Annotated in this window: 14 protein-coding genes; 9 read left to right on the forward strand and 5 right to left on the reverse strand. The window is 64.5% G+C overall.

Annotation, left to right across the window (positions count from 1 at the left end; all coding sequences use genetic code 11):
- Nucleotides 1-57 precede the first annotated feature (57 nt).
- Both blaBJP and LRP30_RS28765 read left to right on the forward strand, forming a co-directional pair.
- Complete coding sequence (blaBJP, locus tag LRP30_RS28760) at nt 58-942, forward strand: BJP family subclass B3 metallo-beta-lactamase (protein WP_249756910.1); 885 nt, start codon at nt 58-60, stop codon at nt 940-942.
- Nucleotides 943-1231: 289 nt separating this feature from the next.
- Entirely contained in the window at nt 1232-3241 is a 2010-nt protein-coding gene (locus LRP30_RS28765; protein ID WP_249756911.1) for an EAL domain-containing protein, read from the forward strand.
- A gap of 7 nt (nt 3242-3248) precedes the next feature.
- Here the strand turns inward: LRP30_RS28765 and hutU are convergent, their stop codons facing one another.
- Genes hutU through hutI form a run of 3 tightly spaced genes read right to left on the reverse strand, consistent with a single transcriptional unit; the run spans nt 3249 to nt 7699 of the window.
- On the reverse strand, nt 3249-4919 hold the full coding sequence (gene hutU / locus LRP30_RS28770; RefSeq protein WP_249756912.1) for a urocanate hydratase: 1671 nt from the start codon (nt 4917-4919) through the stop codon (nt 3249-3251).
- A 9-nt stretch (nt 4920-4928) separates the two neighbouring features.
- Complete coding sequence (hutH, locus tag LRP30_RS28775) at nt 4929-6488, reverse strand: histidine ammonia-lyase (protein WP_249756913.1); 1560 nt, start codon at nt 6486-6488, stop codon at nt 4929-4931.
- Entirely contained in the window at nt 6485-7699 is a 1215-nt protein-coding gene (hutI, locus tag LRP30_RS28780; protein ID WP_249756914.1) for an imidazolonepropionase, read from the reverse strand. Before hutI ends, hutH begins: the two co-directional genes overlap by 4 nt.
- 82 nt (nt 7700-7781) lie before the next feature.
- Between hutI and LRP30_RS28785 the strand changes: the two genes are divergently transcribed.
- From LRP30_RS28785 to LRP30_RS28815, 7 genes are all read left to right on the forward strand, one after another.
- Nucleotides 7782-9140 (forward strand): formimidoylglutamate deiminase, encoded by a 1359-nt coding sequence (locus tag LRP30_RS28785; RefSeq protein WP_249756915.1) that lies wholly within the window; start codon nt 7782-7784, stop codon nt 9138-9140.
- Nucleotides 9137-9865, forward strand: coding sequence for a histidine utilization repressor (gene hutC / locus LRP30_RS28790; protein ID WP_128932434.1), 729 nt, complete (start codon nt 9137-9139; stop codon nt 9863-9865). Before LRP30_RS28785 ends, hutC begins: the two co-directional genes overlap by 4 nt.
- A gap of 106 nt (nt 9866-9971) precedes the next feature.
- Complete coding sequence (locus LRP30_RS28795) at nt 9972-10916, forward strand: ABC transporter substrate-binding protein (RefSeq protein WP_128932433.1); 945 nt, start codon at nt 9972-9974, stop codon at nt 10914-10916.
- A gap of 70 nt (nt 10917-10986) precedes the next feature.
- Complete coding sequence (locus LRP30_RS28800; RefSeq protein WP_128945360.1) at nt 10987-11760, forward strand: ABC transporter permease; 774 nt, start codon at nt 10987-10989, stop codon at nt 11758-11760.
- Nucleotides 11757-12542, forward strand: coding sequence for an ABC transporter ATP-binding protein (locus LRP30_RS28805; RefSeq protein ID WP_164939435.1), 786 nt, complete (start codon nt 11757-11759; stop codon nt 12540-12542). The genes LRP30_RS28800 and LRP30_RS28805 overlap by 4 nt, the downstream gene beginning before the upstream one ends.
- A complete protein-coding gene (locus LRP30_RS28810; protein WP_249756916.1) occupies nt 12535-13767 on the forward strand; it encodes a Zn-dependent hydrolase in 1233 nt (410 codons plus the stop codon). Before LRP30_RS28805 ends, LRP30_RS28810 begins: the two co-directional genes overlap by 8 nt.
- A 131-nt stretch (nt 13768-13898) precedes the next feature.
- On the forward strand, nt 13899-14825 hold the full coding sequence (locus LRP30_RS28815) for a catalase family peroxidase (RefSeq protein WP_249756917.1): 927 nt from the start codon (nt 13899-13901) through the stop codon (nt 14823-14825).
- A 27-nt stretch (nt 14826-14852) separates the two neighbouring features.
- Here the strand turns inward: LRP30_RS28815 and LRP30_RS28820 are convergent, their stop codons facing one another.
- Entirely contained in the window at nt 14853-15785 is a 933-nt protein-coding gene (locus LRP30_RS28820; protein ID WP_128932429.1) for an AraC family transcriptional regulator, read from the reverse strand.
- A 191-nt stretch (nt 15786-15976) separates the two neighbouring features.
- Complete coding sequence (gene bamA, locus LRP30_RS28825; RefSeq protein WP_249756918.1) at nt 15977-18490, reverse strand: outer membrane protein assembly factor BamA; 2514 nt, start codon at nt 18488-18490, stop codon at nt 15977-15979.
- Nucleotides 18491-18962: the final 472 nt, after the last annotated feature.

Below are 18962 nucleotides of genomic sequence, written 5' to 3' on the forward strand. Positions count from 1 at the left end.
GCGCCACACGACGTCCGCGCCCGATCAAAACGACAAGAACACTGTGGGAGGCAAACTATGACGAAGCTCGCGGCCGCGCTGTGCGCGCTGGCATTGTTCGCAACGGGCGCGCAGGCGCAGACCATCAAGGATTTCCTGGCGGCCGCCATGCAGAAGTGGACAGCGCCGTTCGAGCCGTTCCAGCTCATCGGCAACATCTACTATGTCGGAACCGGCGGCATCGCCGTCTACGTCATCAAGACATCGCAGGGCCTGATCCTGATGGATACCGCGATGCCCCAGTCGACCGGCATGATCAAGGACAATATCGCGAAACTCGGCTTCAAGGTCGCCGACATCAAGATCATTCTCAACACGCATGCGCATCTCGACCACACCGGCGGTTTTGCCGAGATCAAGAAGGAGACCGGCGCGCAGCTCGTGGCCGGCGAGCGCGACAAGCCGCTGCTCGAAGGCGGCTATTATCCCGGCGACGAGAAGAACGAGGACCTCGCCTTCCCCGCGGTGAAGGTCGACCGTACGGTGAAGGAAGGCGACAAGGTCACGCTCGGCGACGTCACGCTGACGGCGCATGCAACGCCCGGCCACTCGCCGGGCTGCACGAGCTGGGAGATGAGCGTCAAGGACGGCGATCAAAACCGCGCGGTGTTGTTCTTCTGTAGCGGCACGGTTGCGCTGAACAGGCTGGTCGGTCAGCCGACCTATCCCGGCATCGTAGACGACTATCGCGCGACATTCGCCAAGGCCAAGGCGATGAAGATCGACGTGCTGCTCGGGCCGCATCCGGAGGTCTATGGCATGCAGGCCAAGCGCGCCCAGATGAAGGACGGCGCGCCGAACCCGTTCGTCACGCCGGGGGAGCTTGCAACCTACGTCACCGGCCTGTCGGAGGATTTCGACAAGCAACTCGCCAAGCAGACGGCCGCGCTGGAGCAAAAATAGCGGCTATCAGACGCCGCACCACACCGTCGCCCGAATGGAGGCGTGGTGCGGCATACGTTATGCCGCCGCACATGGTTAGCAGAACGTAGACGCACGGCTTGACCGGCGGCGAAGCGCCCGGCTCTGCCGCCGCAACATCCTTAACAGACCCTCACCAATGCACGCCGACGTAAAATGTCGCAATCACGAGCAACCTGCGCTGGCTTTTCCCGTGGAACCCACCTAACGCGACCTTTACCCGCGCCATGCAAGATCGCCCGATTTTGAAGGACCCGGGGCGCGTATTGCAATGCCTGTTGCCGATTTGAAGTCTCATCTCGCCGCCGCGATGCGGCTGTTTCGCGTGCCGGCCGACAACCCGGATCTGACACGCGCGCAGTTCGACGCCTTCTCCAAGCAGGTCCCGCTCCTCTACTTCCTGCTTATGAGCAACTCGATCGCTGTCGCCTACACCTATGTGAACGTTGCGCCGGACTGGCTCACGATGATCGTGCCTTCTGTGCTGACGGTGCTCGCGGCGCTCCGTACGTTCTGGTGGCTGCGTCAGCGCCACCTCGTGCGCAGCGATGCCGATATCCTGCGCAATCTGCGCGCCACCAACTGGCTGACACTGCCGATCGGCGCCGGCTTCACCGTCTGGTCCTTCGCGCTCTACCCCTACGGCGATCCGTTCGCCAAGAGCCAGGTCGCCTTCTACATGGCGGTCACCGTGATCGGCTGCATCTTCTCGCTGATGCATCTACGCTCGGCGGCGCTGATCGTGACGCTGATCGTCGACGTGCCCTATGTGCTGTTCTTCTTCGCTACGGGCGAGCCGACGCTGAAGGCGATCGCCGTCAACAATTTGCTGGTCTCGGGCGCGATGGTGACGGTGCTGTTCATCTACTACCGCGACTTCGCCGATCTCGTCGCGAGCCGCAAGTCGCTGCTCGCGCAGCAGGCGGCGACCCAGGCGCTCTCGGACGAGAACTTCCGCCTTGCCAATCTCGATTCCCTCACCGAGCTGCCGAACCGCCGCCGTTTCTTCGCCGAGCTGTCGAGCGCCTATACCGACGCCGAGCGCCGGAGCGTTCGCGTCGCGGTCGGAATCATCGACCTCGACGGTTTCAAGCCGATCAACGACAATTACGGCCATAGTGTCGGCGACCGCGTCCTGATCGAGGCGGGCCGCCGCATCCGTGAAGTCTGCGAAGGCTTTGGCCCGCAGCGCGTGGAATTCGCAAGACTCGGCGGCGACGAGTTTGGCCTCGTCGTGTGCGGCGATCCCGATGATGCCGATCTAATGCGGCTCGGCGAGCGCATCGGTAACCATGTCAAGCTTCCCTACCAGCTCGATACCGCCCATACCGGGCTGTGCTGCTCGATTGGTTTTGCGCTGTTCCCGACCTCGGCGACGACGTCGGAAGCGCTCTATGAATGCGCCGACTACTCGCTGTATCATGCCAAGCGCCATCTGCGCGGCCGCACGGTGATCTTCTCGAGCGAGCTCGAGGCCGAGATCCGCAGCCGCGGCGTCATCGAGAATTTGCTCCGCAGTGCCGATTTCAGCACCGAGATGGACCTGGTGTTCCAGCCGATCGTGGACGCCATGAGCGAGCACACCGCCGGCTTCGAGGTCCTGGCGCGTTGGCACAGCTCCCGCCTCGGCCTGGTCTCGCCGGCCGATTTCATTCCGGCTGCCGAGCGCATCGGCCTGATCCGGCCGCTGACGCAGGCGCTGTTGGTTCGCGCGCTCGCGACCGCCAGGACCTGGCCTGATCACATCCGCCTGTCGTTCAACCTCTCCGCGCACGATGTCTGCGCGGCCGAAGGCATTCTGCCGCTGATCGCCATCATCGAGAGGAGCGGGCTGCCGCCGCACCAGATCGATTTCGAGATCACCGAGACCGCCGTCACCTTCGACTTCGTGCGCGCGCAGCAGTCGATCGCGACGCTGAAGGCGATGGGCTGCGGCATTTCGCTGGATGATTTCGGCACCGGCTATTCCTCACTGAGCCACGTGCACCGGCTGCCGCTCGACAAGATCAAGGTCGACCGCAGCTTCGTCGCCGACATCAACGACAATCCCGTGAGCTACAAGATCATCAAGTCGCTCACGGGCCTGTGCGACGACATGGAGATCGCCTGTGTTGCCGAGGGCGTCGAGACTCGTGCTCAGCTCGACACCCTGCGCCGCCTGGGGTGTGACTTCATCCAGGGCTATTATTTCGCAAAGCCCATGCCGGCCGACGCGATCGGCGACTATCTCGCCAAGGAACAGCTGCGCCTCGACGGCGCCGACGCCAAGGTCGTGGCCTGAGGCGCGGCTACTTCGCCAAGCTCGGCAGATCGAGACCCTTGTCACGGGCGCAGTCGATCGCAATGTCATAACCCGCGTCGGCATGGCGCATCACGCCGCTGGCGGGATCGTTCCAGAGCACGCGTTCGATGCGTTTTGCGGCTTCCGGCGTGCCATCGGCGACGATCACCATGCCGGCGTGCTGCGAATAGCCGATGCCGACGCCACCGCCATGGTGTAGCGAGACCCAGGTCGCACCGCTGGCGCAATTGAGCAGCGCGTTGAGCAAGGGCCAGTCGGATACCGCGTCCGATCCGTCCTTCATCGCCTCGGTCTCGCGGTTGGGGCTTGCCACCGAGCCGCTGTCGAGATGATCGCGGCCGATGACGATCGGCGCTTTCAATTCGCCGCGCGCCACCATCTCGTTGAAGGCAAGGCCCAGGCGATGGCGATCACCAAGGCCGACCCAGCAGATCCGCGCCGGCAGGCCCTGGAACTTGATGCGCGCCTTGGCCATGTCGAGCCAATTGTGCAGATGCTTGTCGTCAGGCATCAGCTCCTTGACCTTGGCGTCGGTCTTGAAGATGTCCTCGGGATCGCCCGAGAGCGCGGCCCAGCGGAACGGCCCGACGCCGCGGCAGAACAGCGGACGAATATAGGCCGGAACGAAGCCCGGGAAATCGAAGGCGTTCTTCAGGCCCATATCCTGCGCCATCTGGCGGATGTTGTTGCCGTAGTCGAGCGTCGGAATGCCCTGCGCGTGGAAATCCAGCATGGCCTTCACGTGCTCGACCATCGACGTCTTCGAGGCACGCTCGACCGACTTCGGGTCGGATGCGCGCTTGGCTTCCCATTCGGCCAGCGTCCAGCCCTTGGGCAGATAACCGTTGATCGGATCGTGCGCGCTGGTCTGGTCGGTGACGACGTCGGGCTTCACGCCGCGGCGCACCAGCTCCGGGAAGATCTCGGCGGCATTGCCGAGCAGGCCGACCGAGACCGCCTTCTTCGTCTTCGCGGCCTCTTCCATGATGGCGAGCGCTTCGTCGAGGGTTGCGGCCTGCCGATCGAGATAGCCGGTGCGTAAGCGCATCTCGATGCGGCTCGGCTGGCATTCGACCGCGAGCATCGAAGCACCGGCCATGGTCGCAGCCAGCGGCTGCGCGCCGCCCATGCCGCCGAGGCCGGCGGTGAGAATCCATTTGCCGGCGAGGCTGCCGCCATAATGGCGACGACCGACCTCGACGAAGGTTTCGTAGGTGCCCTGCACGATGCCCTGGCTGCCGATATAGATCCAGGAGCCTGCAGTCATCTGGCCGTACATCATCAGGCCCTTCCGATCGAGCTCGTTGAAATGATCGAGGGTCGCCCAGTGCGGCACGATGTTGGAGTTCGCGATCAAGACACGCGGCGCGTCGGCATGGGTGCGGAAGACATCGACCGGTTTTCCGGATTGGATCAGCAAGGTCTGGTCGTTTTCGAGCTTGCGTAAGGCCGCCGTGATCCGGTCGAAGCTCTCCCAGTCGCGCGCGGCGCGGCCGATGCCGCCATAGACGACGAGCTCGCTCGGCCGCTCCGCCACATCGGGATCGAGATTGTTCATCAGCATGCGCAAGGGCGCTTCCGTCAGCCAGCTCTTGGCGCTGATCTCGCTGCCGCGGGGCGCGCGGATGGTACGGTCATTGTCCAGTCGGCGGTTCATGCGGACCTCTTAGTCAAGTCTCGGAAACGGATCGGATGGAAGTGCGGTGATCGCGATCGCCGGCAGCGCGTCGGCCTCGATCAGTTCAGCTGCCTTGGCGAGATCGCCGGCCATGTAGCGGTCGGCACCGAGTGCTGGCACTTGCTCACGAAGCGCGGCAATGACGGCAACGAGCGGCGCGCTGGTCGCATGCGGCGCGCGCAGTGTGATGCCTTGGGCGGCGACCAGAAGCTCGATGCCGAGTATGGCAGCGAGATTGTCGGCCATGTCGGACAGGCGTCGCGCGGCATGCGCGGCCATCGAGACGTGATCTTCCTGGTTCGCACTGGTCGGGGTCGAATCGATCGAGCAGGCGAGCGCGCGCTGCTTGTTCTCGGCATAGAGCGCGGCCGCCGTGACCTCGGCGATCATGAAGCCGGAATTGAGGCCGGGGTCGGGCGTCAGGAACGGCGGCAAGCCGAAATTGAGCGCGGGGTCGACCAGCGTCGCGATGCGCCGCTCGCTGATCGCGCCGATCTCCGATAGCGCCAGCGCAATAGCGTCGGCGGCAAAGGCCACCGGCTCGGCGTGGAAATTGCCGCCGGAGACGATCTCGCCCGTCTCGACCAGCACCAGCGGATTGTCGGTGACGGCGTTGGCCTCGATGATGAGCGTGCGCGCCGCCTGCGTGATCAGGTCGAGCGCCGCGCCCGCGACCTGCGGCTGGCAACGCAGGCAATAGGGGTCCTGCACGCGCTCGTCGCCTTCGAGATGCGACAGGCGGATGTCGCTGCCGTCGAGCAGCGCCGTCAATGTCGCCGCCGCGGCGATCTGCCCGGCATGACCGCGTAGCGCCTGGATTTCAGGGCGGAACGGCGCTGTCGAGGCCATCGCGGCATCCACCGACAATGCGCCGGTCACGAGCGCTGCGCGGGCCAGGCGAAACGCACGCAGCACGCCGGAGATCGCGTAGGCCGTCGACAATTGCGTGCCGTTGATCAGCGCGAGGCCCTCTTTGGGGCCAAGCGTCAGCGGCGCGAGACCGGCGGCCTTTAGTGCCTTGGCGCCAGATACAGTTTTCCCGTCAATGATGGCCTGCCCCTCGCCGATCATCACTGCCGTCATATGCGCGAGCGGTGCAAGATCGCCGGAGGCGCCCACGGAGCCCTGCTGCGGCACCAGCGGATAGACACCCCGCGCCAGCATTGCCTGCAGTTGCTCGATTACCTCGCAGCGCACGCCAGAGGCGCCGCGCCCGAGCGAGACGATCTTCAGCGCCATCATCAGCCGCACGATCGGTTCCGGTGTCGCCGGGCCGACGCCGCAGCAGTGCGAGACAATCAGGTTGCGCTGGAGCAGCGCAGTCTGGTCCGGCGGAATGCGCTTCGACGCAAGCTTCCCGAAGCCGGTGTTGATGCCATAGACTGGGACATCCGCGCGCGCGGCTCTTGCGACGATCTCCGCCGCGGCTTCGACGCGCGGCCAGAATGAGGGATCGAGCACGACGGGCGCACCATCGAGCACGCAGGCGAGATCATCGAGACTGACCGTCCCCGGTCTGACGACGATCGCTGTGTCCTGCTCCGTCACTGCCCCCTCCATATCCGCTCGTGCAGCGGATTGAAGCCGATGCGGTAGACCAACTCGGCCGGCCGCTCGATGTCCCAGATCGCGAGGTCGCACCATTTGCCGGCCTCTAACGTGCCGGTCTCATCCAGCAGATCAAGCGCCCGCGCCCCCTCGCGCGTCACGCCAGCAAGGCATTCGGCCACCGTCATTCGGAACAGGGTCGCCCCCATGTTCATCGTGAGCAGCAGCGAGGTCAGCGGCGAGCTGCCGGGATTGCAGTCGGTCGCCAGCGCCATGTGCACGCCAAGCCTGCGAAACGTCTCGACCGGCGGCTTTTGCGTCTCTCGGATGAAGTAGAAGGCGCCGGGCAGCAGCACCGCCACCGTTCCGGCCTTCGCCATCGCGACGGCGGCGGCTTCGTCGGTGTGCTCGAGATGATCGGCCGAGAGCGCCGAGAATTTCGCGGCAAGCGCGGCACCGCCGAGATTCGAGAGCTGGTCGGCATGGAGCTTGACTGGAAGTCCAAGCCCCCTCGCCGTCTCGAACACCCGCGCGGTCTGCTCGGCGGAGAACGCGATTCCCTCCATGAAGGCATCGACGGCGTCGGCAAGGCCTGCCTTAGCGACCGCGGGCAGCATCTCCTTGCACACGAGATCGATGTAACGATCCTTGTTGCCCTCCGCCTCCGGCGGCAATGCATGCGCGCCGAGGAAGGAGGTGCGGATCGCAACCGGCCGCTGGCCACTGAGGCTGCGCGCGGCGGCAAGCTGACGCATCTCGGTTTCGGCATCGAGGCCGTAGCCGGACTTGATCTCGACCGTGGTTGCGCCCTCGGCGATCAACGCATCGAGCCGCGGCAGCGCGCCTGCGACGAGCTCGGCCTCGCTCGCCTTCCGCGTCGCAGCCACCGTCGAGACGATGCCGCCGCCGGCGCGCGCGATCTCCTCGTAGCTCGCCCCCTTCAGGCGCAGCTCGAACTCGTGCGCGCGGTTGCCCCCATAGACCAGATGGGTATGGCAATCGACGAGGCCGGGCGTGATCCAGCGTCCCTCGCAATCGATCCTCTCGGGCGCATCAGCATCCGACGGAAAATCGGTCTGCGCATCCGCATAGACGATACGGCCGCCGCGCGCGGCGATTACGGCCCGCTCGATCTCGCCAAGGTCAGGACGGTCAGCCCGCATCGTGGCGAGCCGGGCATTGTGCCAGATCCGGTCGAAGCGCTCTGCCATGCAACGGCCCCTTCGTGGGATGCTTGACTTATATGTCTAGACATATAATCGTGGGGCGGTTCTGTCCAGCCGGCGTGTAATCATGACCCGACTGCATTTCGCCTCCGCGCTCCTGCCCTCGGGCTGGGCCAATGACGTGCAGGTGGTCATCACCGCGGGCGCGATCGTGGCGGTGACGCCGAATGTGGCGCCGGCAGCCGGCGACGAGCGCCACGCAATCGCGCTTCCGGGATTGGCGAGCCTGCACAGCCACGCGTTCCAGCGCGGCATGGCGGGCCTCGCCGAGTTGCGCGGCGACAGCACCGATACCTTCTGGACCTGGCGCGAGACGATGTATCGCTTCGCGCTGGCGATGACGCCGGATGACGTTACCGCCGTCGCGACGCTGCTCTATGTCGAGATGTTGGAGCAGGGTTTCACCCGCGTCGGCGAATTCCACTATCTTCATCATGATCGAGACGGCTCGCCCTACGCTGATCTCGGCGAGATGGCCGCGCGCATCGCACAGGCTGCCGAGGCATCAGGCATTGGCCTGACACTGCTGCCAAGTTTTTATGCGCATGGTTCCTTCGGCGGCGCAGCGCCGCATGCCGGCCAGCGCCGCTTCATCTGCTCGGTCGATCAGTTCGCCGCTCTGATGGCCGCATCACGCAAGGCCATCGCAACATTGCCGGGCGCCAATATCGGCATCGCGCCGCACAGTTTGCGCGCGGTGACGTCGGACGAACTCGCCGCGATCATTCCGCTGGCCGATGGCGGGCCGGTACACATTCATGCCGCCGAACAGGTGAAGGAAGTCGAGGATTGCCTGGCATGGTCGAGCCGGCGGCCGGTGCAATGGCTGCTGGAGCACGCGCCCGTCGATCAACGCTGGTGCCTCATCCACGCCACCCATACGACGGATGAGGAAGTCACCGCATTCGCCAAGACCGGCGCGGTCGCGGGTCTCTGCCCCATCACGGAAGCGAGCCTCGGCGACGGCATCTTTCCGGCGCGCGAATTTCTCGCGGCCGGCGGCGCGTTCGGCGTGGGCACCGATTCCAACGTGCTGATCGGTGTCGCCGACGAGTTGCGCCAGCTCGAATACGGTCAGCGTCTGAAGCATCGCCAGCGTAACGTGCTCTCCAGCGGCGCGGGGCGCTCAACCGGACGCACGCTGTTCGATCATGCGCTTGCAGGCGGCTCGCAAGCGCTGGCGCAGCCGACAGTCGGCCTCGCGCCGGGTGCGCACGCTGACATCGTCACGCTCGACACGGCACATTCGTCGCTGGCGGGGCGCGCACGCGACGCCATCATCGACGGCTGGATCTTCGCGGTCGGCGGCGGCGCGATCGATTGCGTTTGGGCCGGCGGCGCCAAGGTCGTCGAGAATGGCCGGCACAAGCTGCGCCAAGCCGCACGCGAGCGCTTCAACGCCTCCATCCGGAGACTCGTCGCATGAGCCTCGCGACCGGTGCGACCGACAAGCCGACGCTCTACAAGCGAATCCGCGCCGATATCGAAAAGCGCATTTTGACCGGCGAATGGCCGCCCGGACATCGCATCCCCTTCGAGCACGAGCTGGTCGCGCGTTACGGCTGCTCGCGCATGACGGTGAACAAGGCGCTGTCGGAGCTGGCGCAAGCCGACCTGATCGAGCGGCGGCGGCGCGCCGGCTCCTTCGTGCGCCGGCCGCAGCACCAGTCCGCCGTGCTCAAGATCGCCGACATCCGCGCCGAAATCATCGCGCTCGGCCGCGCTTACGGCTACGAGCTGATCGGCCGCAAGCTGCGCACGGCGACCGCCGCCGACCGCGACCGCCTGGGCGTCAAGAAGGCCGGCAAGGTGGTCGCGATCGCCTGCCGGCACAGCGCCGACAACGTGCCCTTCGCCGTCGAGGACAGGCTGATCGATCTGTCGTCCGTGCCGAATGCTGCGACCGCGGATTTTTCGCGCGAGCCGCCCGGCTCGTGGCTGCTCCATCATGTGCCATGGACGGAGGCCGAGCATACCATCAGCGCCATCGTTGCGGATGATCGCGCGGCGAAGGCGCTCGACATCGCAATCGGCGCGCCCTGCCTCGTGATCGACCGCTATACCTGGCGCAGCGCGCGCACGATCACCGCGGTGCGCCTGCTTTATCCCGGTGACTCTCACCGCCTTGTCGCCCGATTCAAGGGAGGCTGAGAGAATAATGTCGGCACAATTCGTGCAATGCTTCGGGCAACGGTCCAAATGGACCGACAAGGATCAACAGGACGTCAATCCATCGATCGGCAAGAGGACGACAATCATGCGTAGTTCGAAAGTATTTGTGACAATCATTGCCCTCGCGACCGCCACTCCGGTGCTCGCCGACGACGTCAAGGTCGGCATCGGCATCTCCGGATGGACCGGCTTCGCGCCGCTGACGCTGGCGAAGGAGGCCGGCATCTTCAAGAAGAACGGCCTCGACGTCACCATCAAGAAGATCCCGCAGAAGGACCGTCACCTCGCGATCGCCTCCGGCGACGTCCAGTGCGCGGCAACGACCGTCGAGACATGGATCTCATGGAACGCCAACGGCGTTGCGACCAAGCAGATCTTCCAGCTCGACAAGAGCTACGGCGCCGACGGCATGGCCGTGCGCAACGACCTGGCTTCGATCAAGGATCTGAAGGGCAAGACCGTCGCGGCCTCCGCGCCCGGCACCTCGCCCTATTTCGCGCTGGCCTGGATGCTCAAGAAGAACGGTCTGTCGGTGAAGGACGTCACCGTCGTCAACCTCGAGCCGGCTGCGGCTGCGCAGGCCTTCGTCTCCGGCCAGAACGATGCCGCGATGACGTATGAACCGTATCTTTCGACTGTTCGCGCCGCGCCCGACAAGGGCAAGATCATCGCAACCACGCTCGACTACCCGATGGTCATGGACACGTTCGGCTGCACGCCGAAGTTCCTCACCGAGAACCCGAAGGCCGCCAAGGCGCTTGCCGACAGCTATTTCGAGGCGCTCGACATGATCGCCAAGGATCAGGCAAAGGCCTACGAGATCATGGGCGCCGACGTGAAGCAGTCCGGCGAGCAGTTCGGCAACTCGGCGAAATATCTGCGTTGGCAGGACAAGGCGGCGAACCAGAAGTTCTTCGCCGGCGATTTCCTGACCTTCAACAAGGAGGCCGCCGAGCTCCTACTCGAGATCGGCATCATCAAGACCGCGCCAAAGGTCGAAGACCTCTTCGACGCGAGCTACATCAAGTAACTTCTGCAAGTGGCCGGTTCCGCCAAGAGGCGGAGCCGGCACATGATCGACTATTCGGATAGACAGTTTGATGCGTCCCCTGGATCCCGTGACATCGAAGCAACGCATGGCGTACGGCCTTGCATTCTTCGTGCTGTTCGTTGCCCTCTGGTCCTGGGCGACGCTCGGCGGCCATGTGTCGAAGACATTCCTCGCAAACCCGCTGACTATGCTGCAGGAAGGTTACGACCTGCTGACGAAGCAGGGCTTCGTCTACGACATCGGCATGACGATCTGGCGCGTCGTCGGCGGCTTTGCCCTCGCGGCAATCATCGCTGTGCCGCTCGGCGTGCTGATGGGTGCATACAAGCCGGTCGAAGCTTTCCTCGAACCGTTCGTCTCCTTCGCGCGCTATCTGCCTGCGTCCGCCTTTATTCCGCTCCTGATCCTCTGGGCCGGCATCGGCGAATTGCAGAAACTGCTCGTCATCTTCATCGGATCGGTGTTCCAGGTCATCCTGATGGTTGCCGTGAACGTCGGCGCGACCCGGCGTGATCTGGTCGAAGCGGCCTATACGCTCGGGGCCAGCGACCGCGGCATCATCCGCCGCGTGCTGCTGCCCTCCTCCGCGCCGGAGATCGCAGAAATTTTGCGGCTGGTGCTCGGCTGGGCCTGGACCTATGTCATCGTCGCCGAGCTGATCGGCTCGTCCTCGGGCATCGGCCACATGATCACCGACAGCCAGGCGCTGCTCAACACCGGCCAGATCATCTTCGGCATCATCGTGATCGGACTGATCGGCCTCCTGTCGGACTTCATGTTCAAGGCGTTCAACGCCTGGCTGTTTCCGTGGAGGCTCGCATGACGATCCTCAAGATCGAGCAGGTCTCGCGCACCTTTCCCGCGCGCCATGGCAATGCGCCGACCAGGGCGCTGGAGCCGACCGATCTCGTCATCGGCAACAACGACTTCGTCACCATCCTCGGCCCGTCCGGCTGCGGCAAGTCCACGCTGCTCCGTATCGTCGCCGGCCTCGATCGCCCCACCAGCGGACGTGTCACGCTCGATGGGCGCGAAGTGACCGGCCCGGGCGCCGATCGCGGCATGGTGTTCCAGTCCTACACCCTGTTTCCCTGGCTGACCGTACGCGAGAACATCGCCTTCGGCCTGCGCGAGCGCGGCGTGTCGCAAGACGAGCGGAACAGGATCGCCGATGCTTTCATCCGCCAGGTCGGACTGTCCGGCTTCGAGAACCACTGGCCCAAGCAGCTCTCCGGCGGCATGCAGCAGCGCACGGCGATCGCCCGCGCGCTCGCCAACGATCCGAAAATCCTGCTGCTCGACGAGCCCTTCGGCGCGCTGGACAACCAGACCCGCGCCTTGATGCAGGAGATGCTGCTCGGGATCTGGGAGCGCGACCAGAAGACCGTGCTGTTCGTGACCCACGACATCGAGGAGGCGATCTTCCTCGGCAGCCGCGTCATCGTCATGAGCGCGCGCCCCGGCCGCATCAAGGCCGAGATCCATGTGGACCTGCCGCATCCGCGTTCCTACAAGATCAAGACCACGCCGGAATTCGTCCAGCTCAAGGAGCGGCTGGTCGAGGAGATCCGCACCGAGGCGCTGAAAGTTGCCGAACATGCCTGACACCCCGCCCCGCGCCGACGGGAAGCGCGTCCTCGCCGACCTCAACGCGCTGCGCGCCATCGGCGCCTACAAGACCGGCGTGCACAAGCCGACCTTCTCCGAGCCGCACAAGCAATCGCTGGACTGGTTGGTGCGGAAGCTGCCCGACGCCGACCTCTCCGCCACGATCGACGGCATTGGCAATGTCTTCGGTACCAGCGCAAAGCCGGGACCGAAGCTGCTGGCGGGATCGCACCTGGAAAGCCAGAATTACGCCGGCTGGCTCGACGGTCCGCTCGGCGTCGTCTATGCGCTCGAAGCCGCGCGCGTGCTCAATGCTGATCCCTCGTTCAAGGGCGCGGTCGAGGTCGCCGCCTGGTGCGACGAGGAAGGACATTTCGGGCACTTTCTCGGCTCGCGCTCCTATGTCGACCAAGTGACCGAGGCCGACGTCGATGCTGCCCGCGACCGCACCAGCGGCCGCACCATGCGCGATGCACTCGCCGAGATGGGGCTCTCGGGGCGCCCGCGCATCACCGCCCCGCCAAGCCGGCACGTCGGGTATCTGGAGGCGCATATCGAACAGGGCGACACGCTTGAAAGCGGCCGCCTCGCGATCGGCGTCGTGACCTCCATCGTTGGCATCTGGCAATACCGGATCAATTTCGTCGGCGAGCAGAACCACGCCGGCACCACCCGCATGGCCGTGCGAAAGGATGCCGGCCTGGCGCTGGCCAAATTCTGTGTCGCGATCGATGAACGTTTCCCCGATGCCTGCGGCCCGCGCACGGTGTGGACCACCGGTCGCATCACGCTCGATCCCGGCGCTCCAAGCATCATTCCGGGTGGAGCAGAAATGCTGTTCCAGATCCGCGACGACGACCCGGCGGTCATCGCGCGGCTCGAGCAATTGCTGCGGACCATGGCCGACGAGGTCAACGCGAAGGGCCCCTGTACCGTCACGGTGGAGAAACTGCGCACCGGCGCGCCGGCCATGATGAACGCCGGCTTCCAGGATGCCATCGAAGCGGCGAGCAAGGCCCTGGCTGGCGGTCGATCCGTCCGCATGCCCAGCGGCGCCGGCCACGATGCGCAGATGCTGGCAACGATCATGCCCGCGGCGATGCTGTTCGTGCCGTCGATCGGCGGCATCAGCCATCATTGGACCGAGAACACCGCCGATGCCGACATCGTCACCGGCGCGCAGGTATTCGTCGACGCCTGCCGCCGCATTCTCGGCGGCTGAGCACGCGGGCCGTCATTGCCTGATCCATCGGGCATCGATCGTGGCGGGATCGGGCAAATCGCGCCCGCTTTGGGAAAGACTCATGACCCGAAGCGTGCCTAGAAGCGGGGCTCGCATGCGAGAGGTCCGCCTTGTCAGAGAGCCCGAACGGCGTCGCAACGCCCGCCTCCATCGTCGACGCCCTGAAAGCCGTCGCCGGCAATCCGCCGAAAGTGCGTGCGAGCTTCGCGAAGGGCCGGTGTGTTCGCGGCACCTACACCCCGTCGGACCGGGCGGGGGACGTCACGAGATCGCAGAGCTTCACGAGGCCATCGCGCGTGCTGGCACGCTTCTCGGTGGGCGGCGGCAATCCTGACGTGGCTGATACCAACAACCGCGTGCTGCGCGGCTTCAGCTTCAGACTCGGCGACAGGGATCATCGATCCGACATCCTCACGGAAAGCGCTCCCATGCATTTTGCAAGGACGCCCGACCAGATGCTGGCCTTCCTCGAGGCGCGCATCCCCGGGCCGGACGGCAGGCCGGATGAGGCGAAGGTCGCAGCTTTCTCGACGGCCAACCCTGAAACGCTCAATCAGACGAACTATGTCGCCGCGCGCCGGCTGCCCGGGAGTTTTGCCGGCACGACCTATTGGGGCGTGCACGCCTTTCCTGCGACCAGCGCGCGAGGCGAGACGCGCTTCATCAAGTTCAAGGTCGCCCCGGTTGGCGACGACATCACGCTGACCGAGCAGGAAGCCGGGACGAAGCCGGCCGACTTCCTGCACGACGACCTGAACACACGGATCGCTACCGGCGATGTCCGCTTCAACCTGATGGCGCTGCTCGACCGTCCCGGCGACCCCGTCATGGACGTGACCATACGCTGGCCGGACGAGGACTGCCGCGAAGAAGTGCGCCTGGGCACGATCGTGATCACGGGATTCGAGCCGAACCAGGCTTGCGACGCGTCCATTTTCAATCCAGCCAACCTCGCCGATGGCATCGGTCATCCGCCGGATGAGATCTTTGCGGCGCGGCGCACCGCCTACGCCATTTCACTGGCGAAACGCCGTTGAGGGCACTGGCGCCCCACATACCGGGGTTCACGTGCCCGCGCGCAAGGCGCCGAGCGCCTCGCGGCGCCACACGGCCGGGCTGACGCCGACAATCGATGAAAACACGCGCGTGAAGTGACTCTGGTTGGCGAACCCGGCCGAGATCGCGATCTCCGTCAGCGGCAGGTCGCGAACGGTCATCAACTGCTTGGCGGCCTTCACCCGCTGATGAAGCAGCCATTGGTGCGGCGGCATGCCGACGGAAATTCGAAATGCGCGGGAGAAATGGCTGACCGAGAGGTCAAGCTCGGTCGCGATCTTCTGCAGCGAGAGCTTGCCGCCGAGGTCGGATTCCAGTCTCTCGCAGGCACGTTTCGCCTGCCACGGAGCGAGCCCGCCGCGGGTGGGTCCGGCCGTGCGCTGGAGCCCGCCATAAGTCTGGGCGACATGGGCAGTCAGCCCGAGCATCATGTGGTCGATGAAAAGCTGGTTGGCCTCGTCCGGCCTGCGCAGGCCTTGCTGCAGCGACGCGCCGATGTGGCGGATGATACCGTCGTCATGGCCAACGCCGATCTGACAGTCGAGTTCGTCGATCCGCGACGCATTGCACTGTTCGGAGATGCCGTCGAGTGCCGATCGCGGAATGTAGAAAAACAGCGAGTGGAACGGCTTGTCGATCACATAGCGCGGATCGCGCTTGAGATCGTAGAGATAGGTCGTACCGGCGTGGACGTCCGCCTTCATGATACACTTGCCGCGCTCCCAGAGCTCGCAATCCGGGTAATCGTGAAGCTTCAGGCTGACGAGAAAGGCATCTTCGGCGGTCAGCGAACCGGACAGGCCGGGCACCGGGTGATCATTCCGGGTTTCGGTGACCGCGAGCTCGGCGCTGCGCAGCGAGCGCGTGACCAGGGCGGGCGGCGCCTCCTTCAGACGCAGGAACTGCCCGAGCCTCTGTCCATAGGCGCCTGCCTGCGTCATCGGATTTGCCTTTCTGTGGAAGCCGAGTGCAGGCCACAGTGTCCTGCAATTTCAGGCTCATATTATCCAACATCCGCAGGCGACTGTCCACGTGCGCGCACGAGGCGAGCTTCACACGTTTTCACAAACGCACGATCAAATGGCGAACGTGCGTCACGCGACACGAGAATCGCGGTGGCGGCGCCGCATCGCTAGAACGACGTGCCGCCGCCAAGCCTGAACTCCTGGACGACGTCGTATTTGCCCTTGGTGATCGGCACGGCGTAGTCGAAGCGCAGCGGCCCGAACGGCGAGGCCCATATCAGGCCGACGCCAACCGACGATCGCACCACATTGCCGTCATCATATTGCAGCCCGCATGTCGGACAGGCCGCCGTGTTGACTTCGCCGGTGGCCGTCCATGACGTCGGCCCCTGATAGCCCCAGAGCGAGCCGGCATCGGCGTAGATCGCGCCCTTCAGGCCGACCTCCTTGGGCAGGAACCAGAACGGCATCTGCAACTCCATCGACGCGCCCCAGTATTTCGTGCCGCCGAGCGCATCGCCGCTCGCGCCCAGGCTCCAGTAAGTGATGTCGCGCGGACCGATGCCGTTCGAAGCGAATCCGCGCACCAGGTTCGGTCCCATCTGGAAATGGTCAAGCATGCGCAGATCCTGGTCGCCGATCTTGTTGAGGATGCCGCCCTGAAGGTGGATCACGCCGACGATCTCGGACACGAGTGGCGTGTAATACTTCGTGTCAATCGCAGTCTTCAGGTAAGTCACATCGCCGCCCACCCCGGCGAAATCCTGCCGGAAGTCGACGAGCAAGCCGTCGGTGGGGTTCTTGGTGTTGTCGAGCGTATTGTAATTCAAGGTGTAGCCGAGCGCCGACGTCCAGGTCGCGCCGTTCGCCAGTTCTTTCCGGACCGGCAAGCTCGATTCGCCGTCGCCGTAGCAGCCGTATCCGTAAACGCCGGAGTCCGTGGAATTGGTCGGGTCGACGCCGCCCAGAACGTTTTTGATGTAGGCCGGCGTCGGGTTGAAGGCCAGTGACGTGTTCGATGAGTCGTTGTTACAATTATTGTACGCGCTGGAGAGCGTAATGCTCTGCTGATAGAGCGAGTAGCGGAGCTGGAGTGAGAGGTCCTCGCGCAGCGCAAAGCCCAGGCGCGGAGAGAAGCCCAGCGTCGTCACGCCATAGCTCGTATAGCTGTTCGACAATTGTTGGCGCCAATAGGTGTCGAATCCGAGCGCCAGCCTATAGTCGAGCAGGTAGGGCTCGACAAAGGATAGAGATATGCCACGCGAATACTGGCCATAGCTGACGGACGCCTTGGCGTAGAGTCCCTTGCCGAGCAGGTTACGCTCGGAGACCGAGACCTCGGCCAGTGCGCCATCCGTCGTGGAGTAACCGCCCGAGATCGAGAAATCGCCGGTCGATTTCTCTTCCATGTCGACGATCAGGATCACACGGTCGCTGGAGGAGCCGGGCTCGGTGACGATCTTGACGCTCTTGAAGTAACCCAGGTTCTTCAGTCGCCGCTCGGCGCGGTCGACCAACGCGCGGTTGTAGGCGTCTCCCTCGGAGAGGTCGAATTCGCGGCGGATTACGTAGTCGCGCGTGCGAGTATTGCCGCGCAAATTGATGCGCTCGATATAGGTGCGCGGTCCCTCGTCGACGTTGAACACGACCGAGACCGTATGCGCCTCGAAATTGCGGTCGCCGCCGGGACGGACCACGGCGAAGGCATAACCGCGGCGAGAGGCCTCGATCTGCATCTCCTCGGTCGACTTCTCGACCGATTCGACGTTATAGAGCGAGCCGACATTGACGCGCGAATAGGTGCGCAGCGAGCCCGCATCGAAATTGGGAATGCTGGAGCGGAAATTCACCGCTCCGACCCGATATTGCTGTCCTTCCTCGATCTTGAAGGTGACGAGAAAGCCCTTCTTCTCCGGATCGTATTCGGTGAGCGCGGCCACGACCTGGACGTCGGCGAAACCATTCTTGAGATAGAAGCGACGGATCAGGTCGCGGTCGGCTTCGACGCGATCGGGGTCGTAGACGTCGTTGCTGCCGAGGAAGCTGAGCAGATTGCTCTCATGCGTCTTGATGACATCGCGCAGGCGTGAGGCCGAGAAGGTGCTATTGCCGATGAACTCGACCGATTTGACCGAAGTCTTGACGCCCTCCTCGACCGTGAAGATCAAGTCGACGCGATTGTTCGGCTGCTCGATGATTTCAGGCGTGACGCGCACGTCGTAACGGCCAGACCGGCGATATATCTCGGCGATTCGCAGCGTGTCGGATTGCACCAGCGACCGCGAGAAGGTGCCGCGCGGCTTGGACTGGATCTCGGCCGAGAGTTGCTCGTCCTTGATCTTCTTGTTGCCCTCGAAGGCGACACGACCGATCACGGCGTTTTCGACCACCGACACCACGATGCGGCCCCCGGCCCGGCTGATCTTCACGTCCTGAAACAGCCCGGTGCCGATCAGCGCCTTGAGGCCATCGTCGACCGCCGACTGATCGAAACGCCCGCCGGGCCCCGGCCTGAAATAGGAGCGGACCGTCTCGGCCTCTACGCGACGGTTGCCTTCGACGACGATCGTCTCCACCACTTGCGCGGCCGCCGGCCGCGGCAACAGCGCAAGCGGCAGTGAGCTTGCAATCGACACGCCACTCACCGCCGCAACGACCAGCCAAGCCCGCAAAAACGACATTCCACACCTCAACAGTACCTCGCCTGCTCTGAAACGAGACGGCTGTGGCCGCGGTGTGGCTTTGAGATTGCTGTAGTGTTTCCGGTCGTTGAATTTGATTGGTTGATCGGTGGCGTGAATGTGGAGGCCACGACAAGCGCGCGGGCTGTCAATGGCAACCGACCGGCGTCGAAGCTGCCGCGCAGGCGGCTTGCCCTTGCTCACGTTCAGCAACATCGCGCAACGCCCGGATTCTTTACAGGCCCTTAAGCCGGTGCGAGAGGCGGCGACATCAGGAACTTGCAGGGGTGTTTGCCGATGAACGCGATTGCCATGACCAGAGCGGTGCTGGTCGCCGTCCTCGCTTCGACCTTCACCGCACATGCCGCCGCCACCGGCCTTGGCGTAGGCGGAAGCAATCCAGAATCTCTCCGCGGAAAGACTCTGGATTGCTTCGTCGCAAGGGCTCCTCGCAATGACGGAGCAAGGGGCG

It is taken from the genome of Bradyrhizobium sp. C-145, assembly GCF_023375135.1.
Taxonomy (GTDB): domain Bacteria; phylum Pseudomonadota; class Alphaproteobacteria; order Rhizobiales; family Xanthobacteraceae; genus Bradyrhizobium; species Bradyrhizobium zhanjiangense.

Excerpts from the sequence above, each read along its gene's own strand:
- blaBJP (WP_249756910.1), top strand. The coding sequence starts at position 58 with ATGACGAAGCTCGCGGCCGCGCTGTGCGCGCTGGCATTGTTCGCAACG.
- LRP30_RS28765 (WP_249756911.1), top strand. The coding sequence starts at position 1,232 with ATGCCTGTTGCCGATTTGAAGTCTCATCTCGCCGCCGCGATGCGGCTG.
- hutU (WP_249756912.1), bottom strand. The coding sequence starts at position 4,919 with ATGAACCGCCGACTGGACAATGACCGTACCATCCGCGCGCCCCGCGGC.
- hutI (WP_249756914.1), bottom strand. The coding sequence starts at position 7,699 with ATGGCAGAGCGCTTCGACCGGATCTGGCACAATGCCCGGCTCGCCACG.
- LRP30_RS28785 (WP_249756915.1), top strand. The coding sequence starts at position 7,782 with ATGACCCGACTGCATTTCGCCTCCGCGCTCCTGCCCTCGGGCTGGGCC.
- hutC (WP_128932434.1), top strand. The coding sequence starts at position 9,137 with ATGAGCCTCGCGACCGGTGCGACCGACAAGCCGACGCTCTACAAGCGA.
- LRP30_RS28795 (WP_128932433.1), top strand. The coding sequence starts at position 9,972 with ATGCGTAGTTCGAAAGTATTTGTGACAATCATTGCCCTCGCGACCGCC.
- LRP30_RS28800 (WP_128945360.1), top strand. The coding sequence starts at position 10,987 with ATGCGTCCCCTGGATCCCGTGACATCGAAGCAACGCATGGCGTACGGC.
- LRP30_RS28805 (WP_164939435.1), top strand. The coding sequence starts at position 11,757 with ATGACGATCCTCAAGATCGAGCAGGTCTCGCGCACCTTTCCCGCGCGC.
- LRP30_RS28810 (WP_249756916.1), top strand. The coding sequence starts at position 12,535 with ATGCCTGACACCCCGCCCCGCGCCGACGGGAAGCGCGTCCTCGCCGAC.
- LRP30_RS28820 (WP_128932429.1), bottom strand. The coding sequence starts at position 15,785 with ATGACGCAGGCAGGCGCCTATGGACAGAGGCTCGGGCAGTTCCTGCGT.
- bamA (WP_249756918.1), bottom strand. The coding sequence starts at position 18,490 with ATGTCGTTTTTGCGGGCTTGGCTGGTCGTTGCGGCGGTGAGTGGCGTG.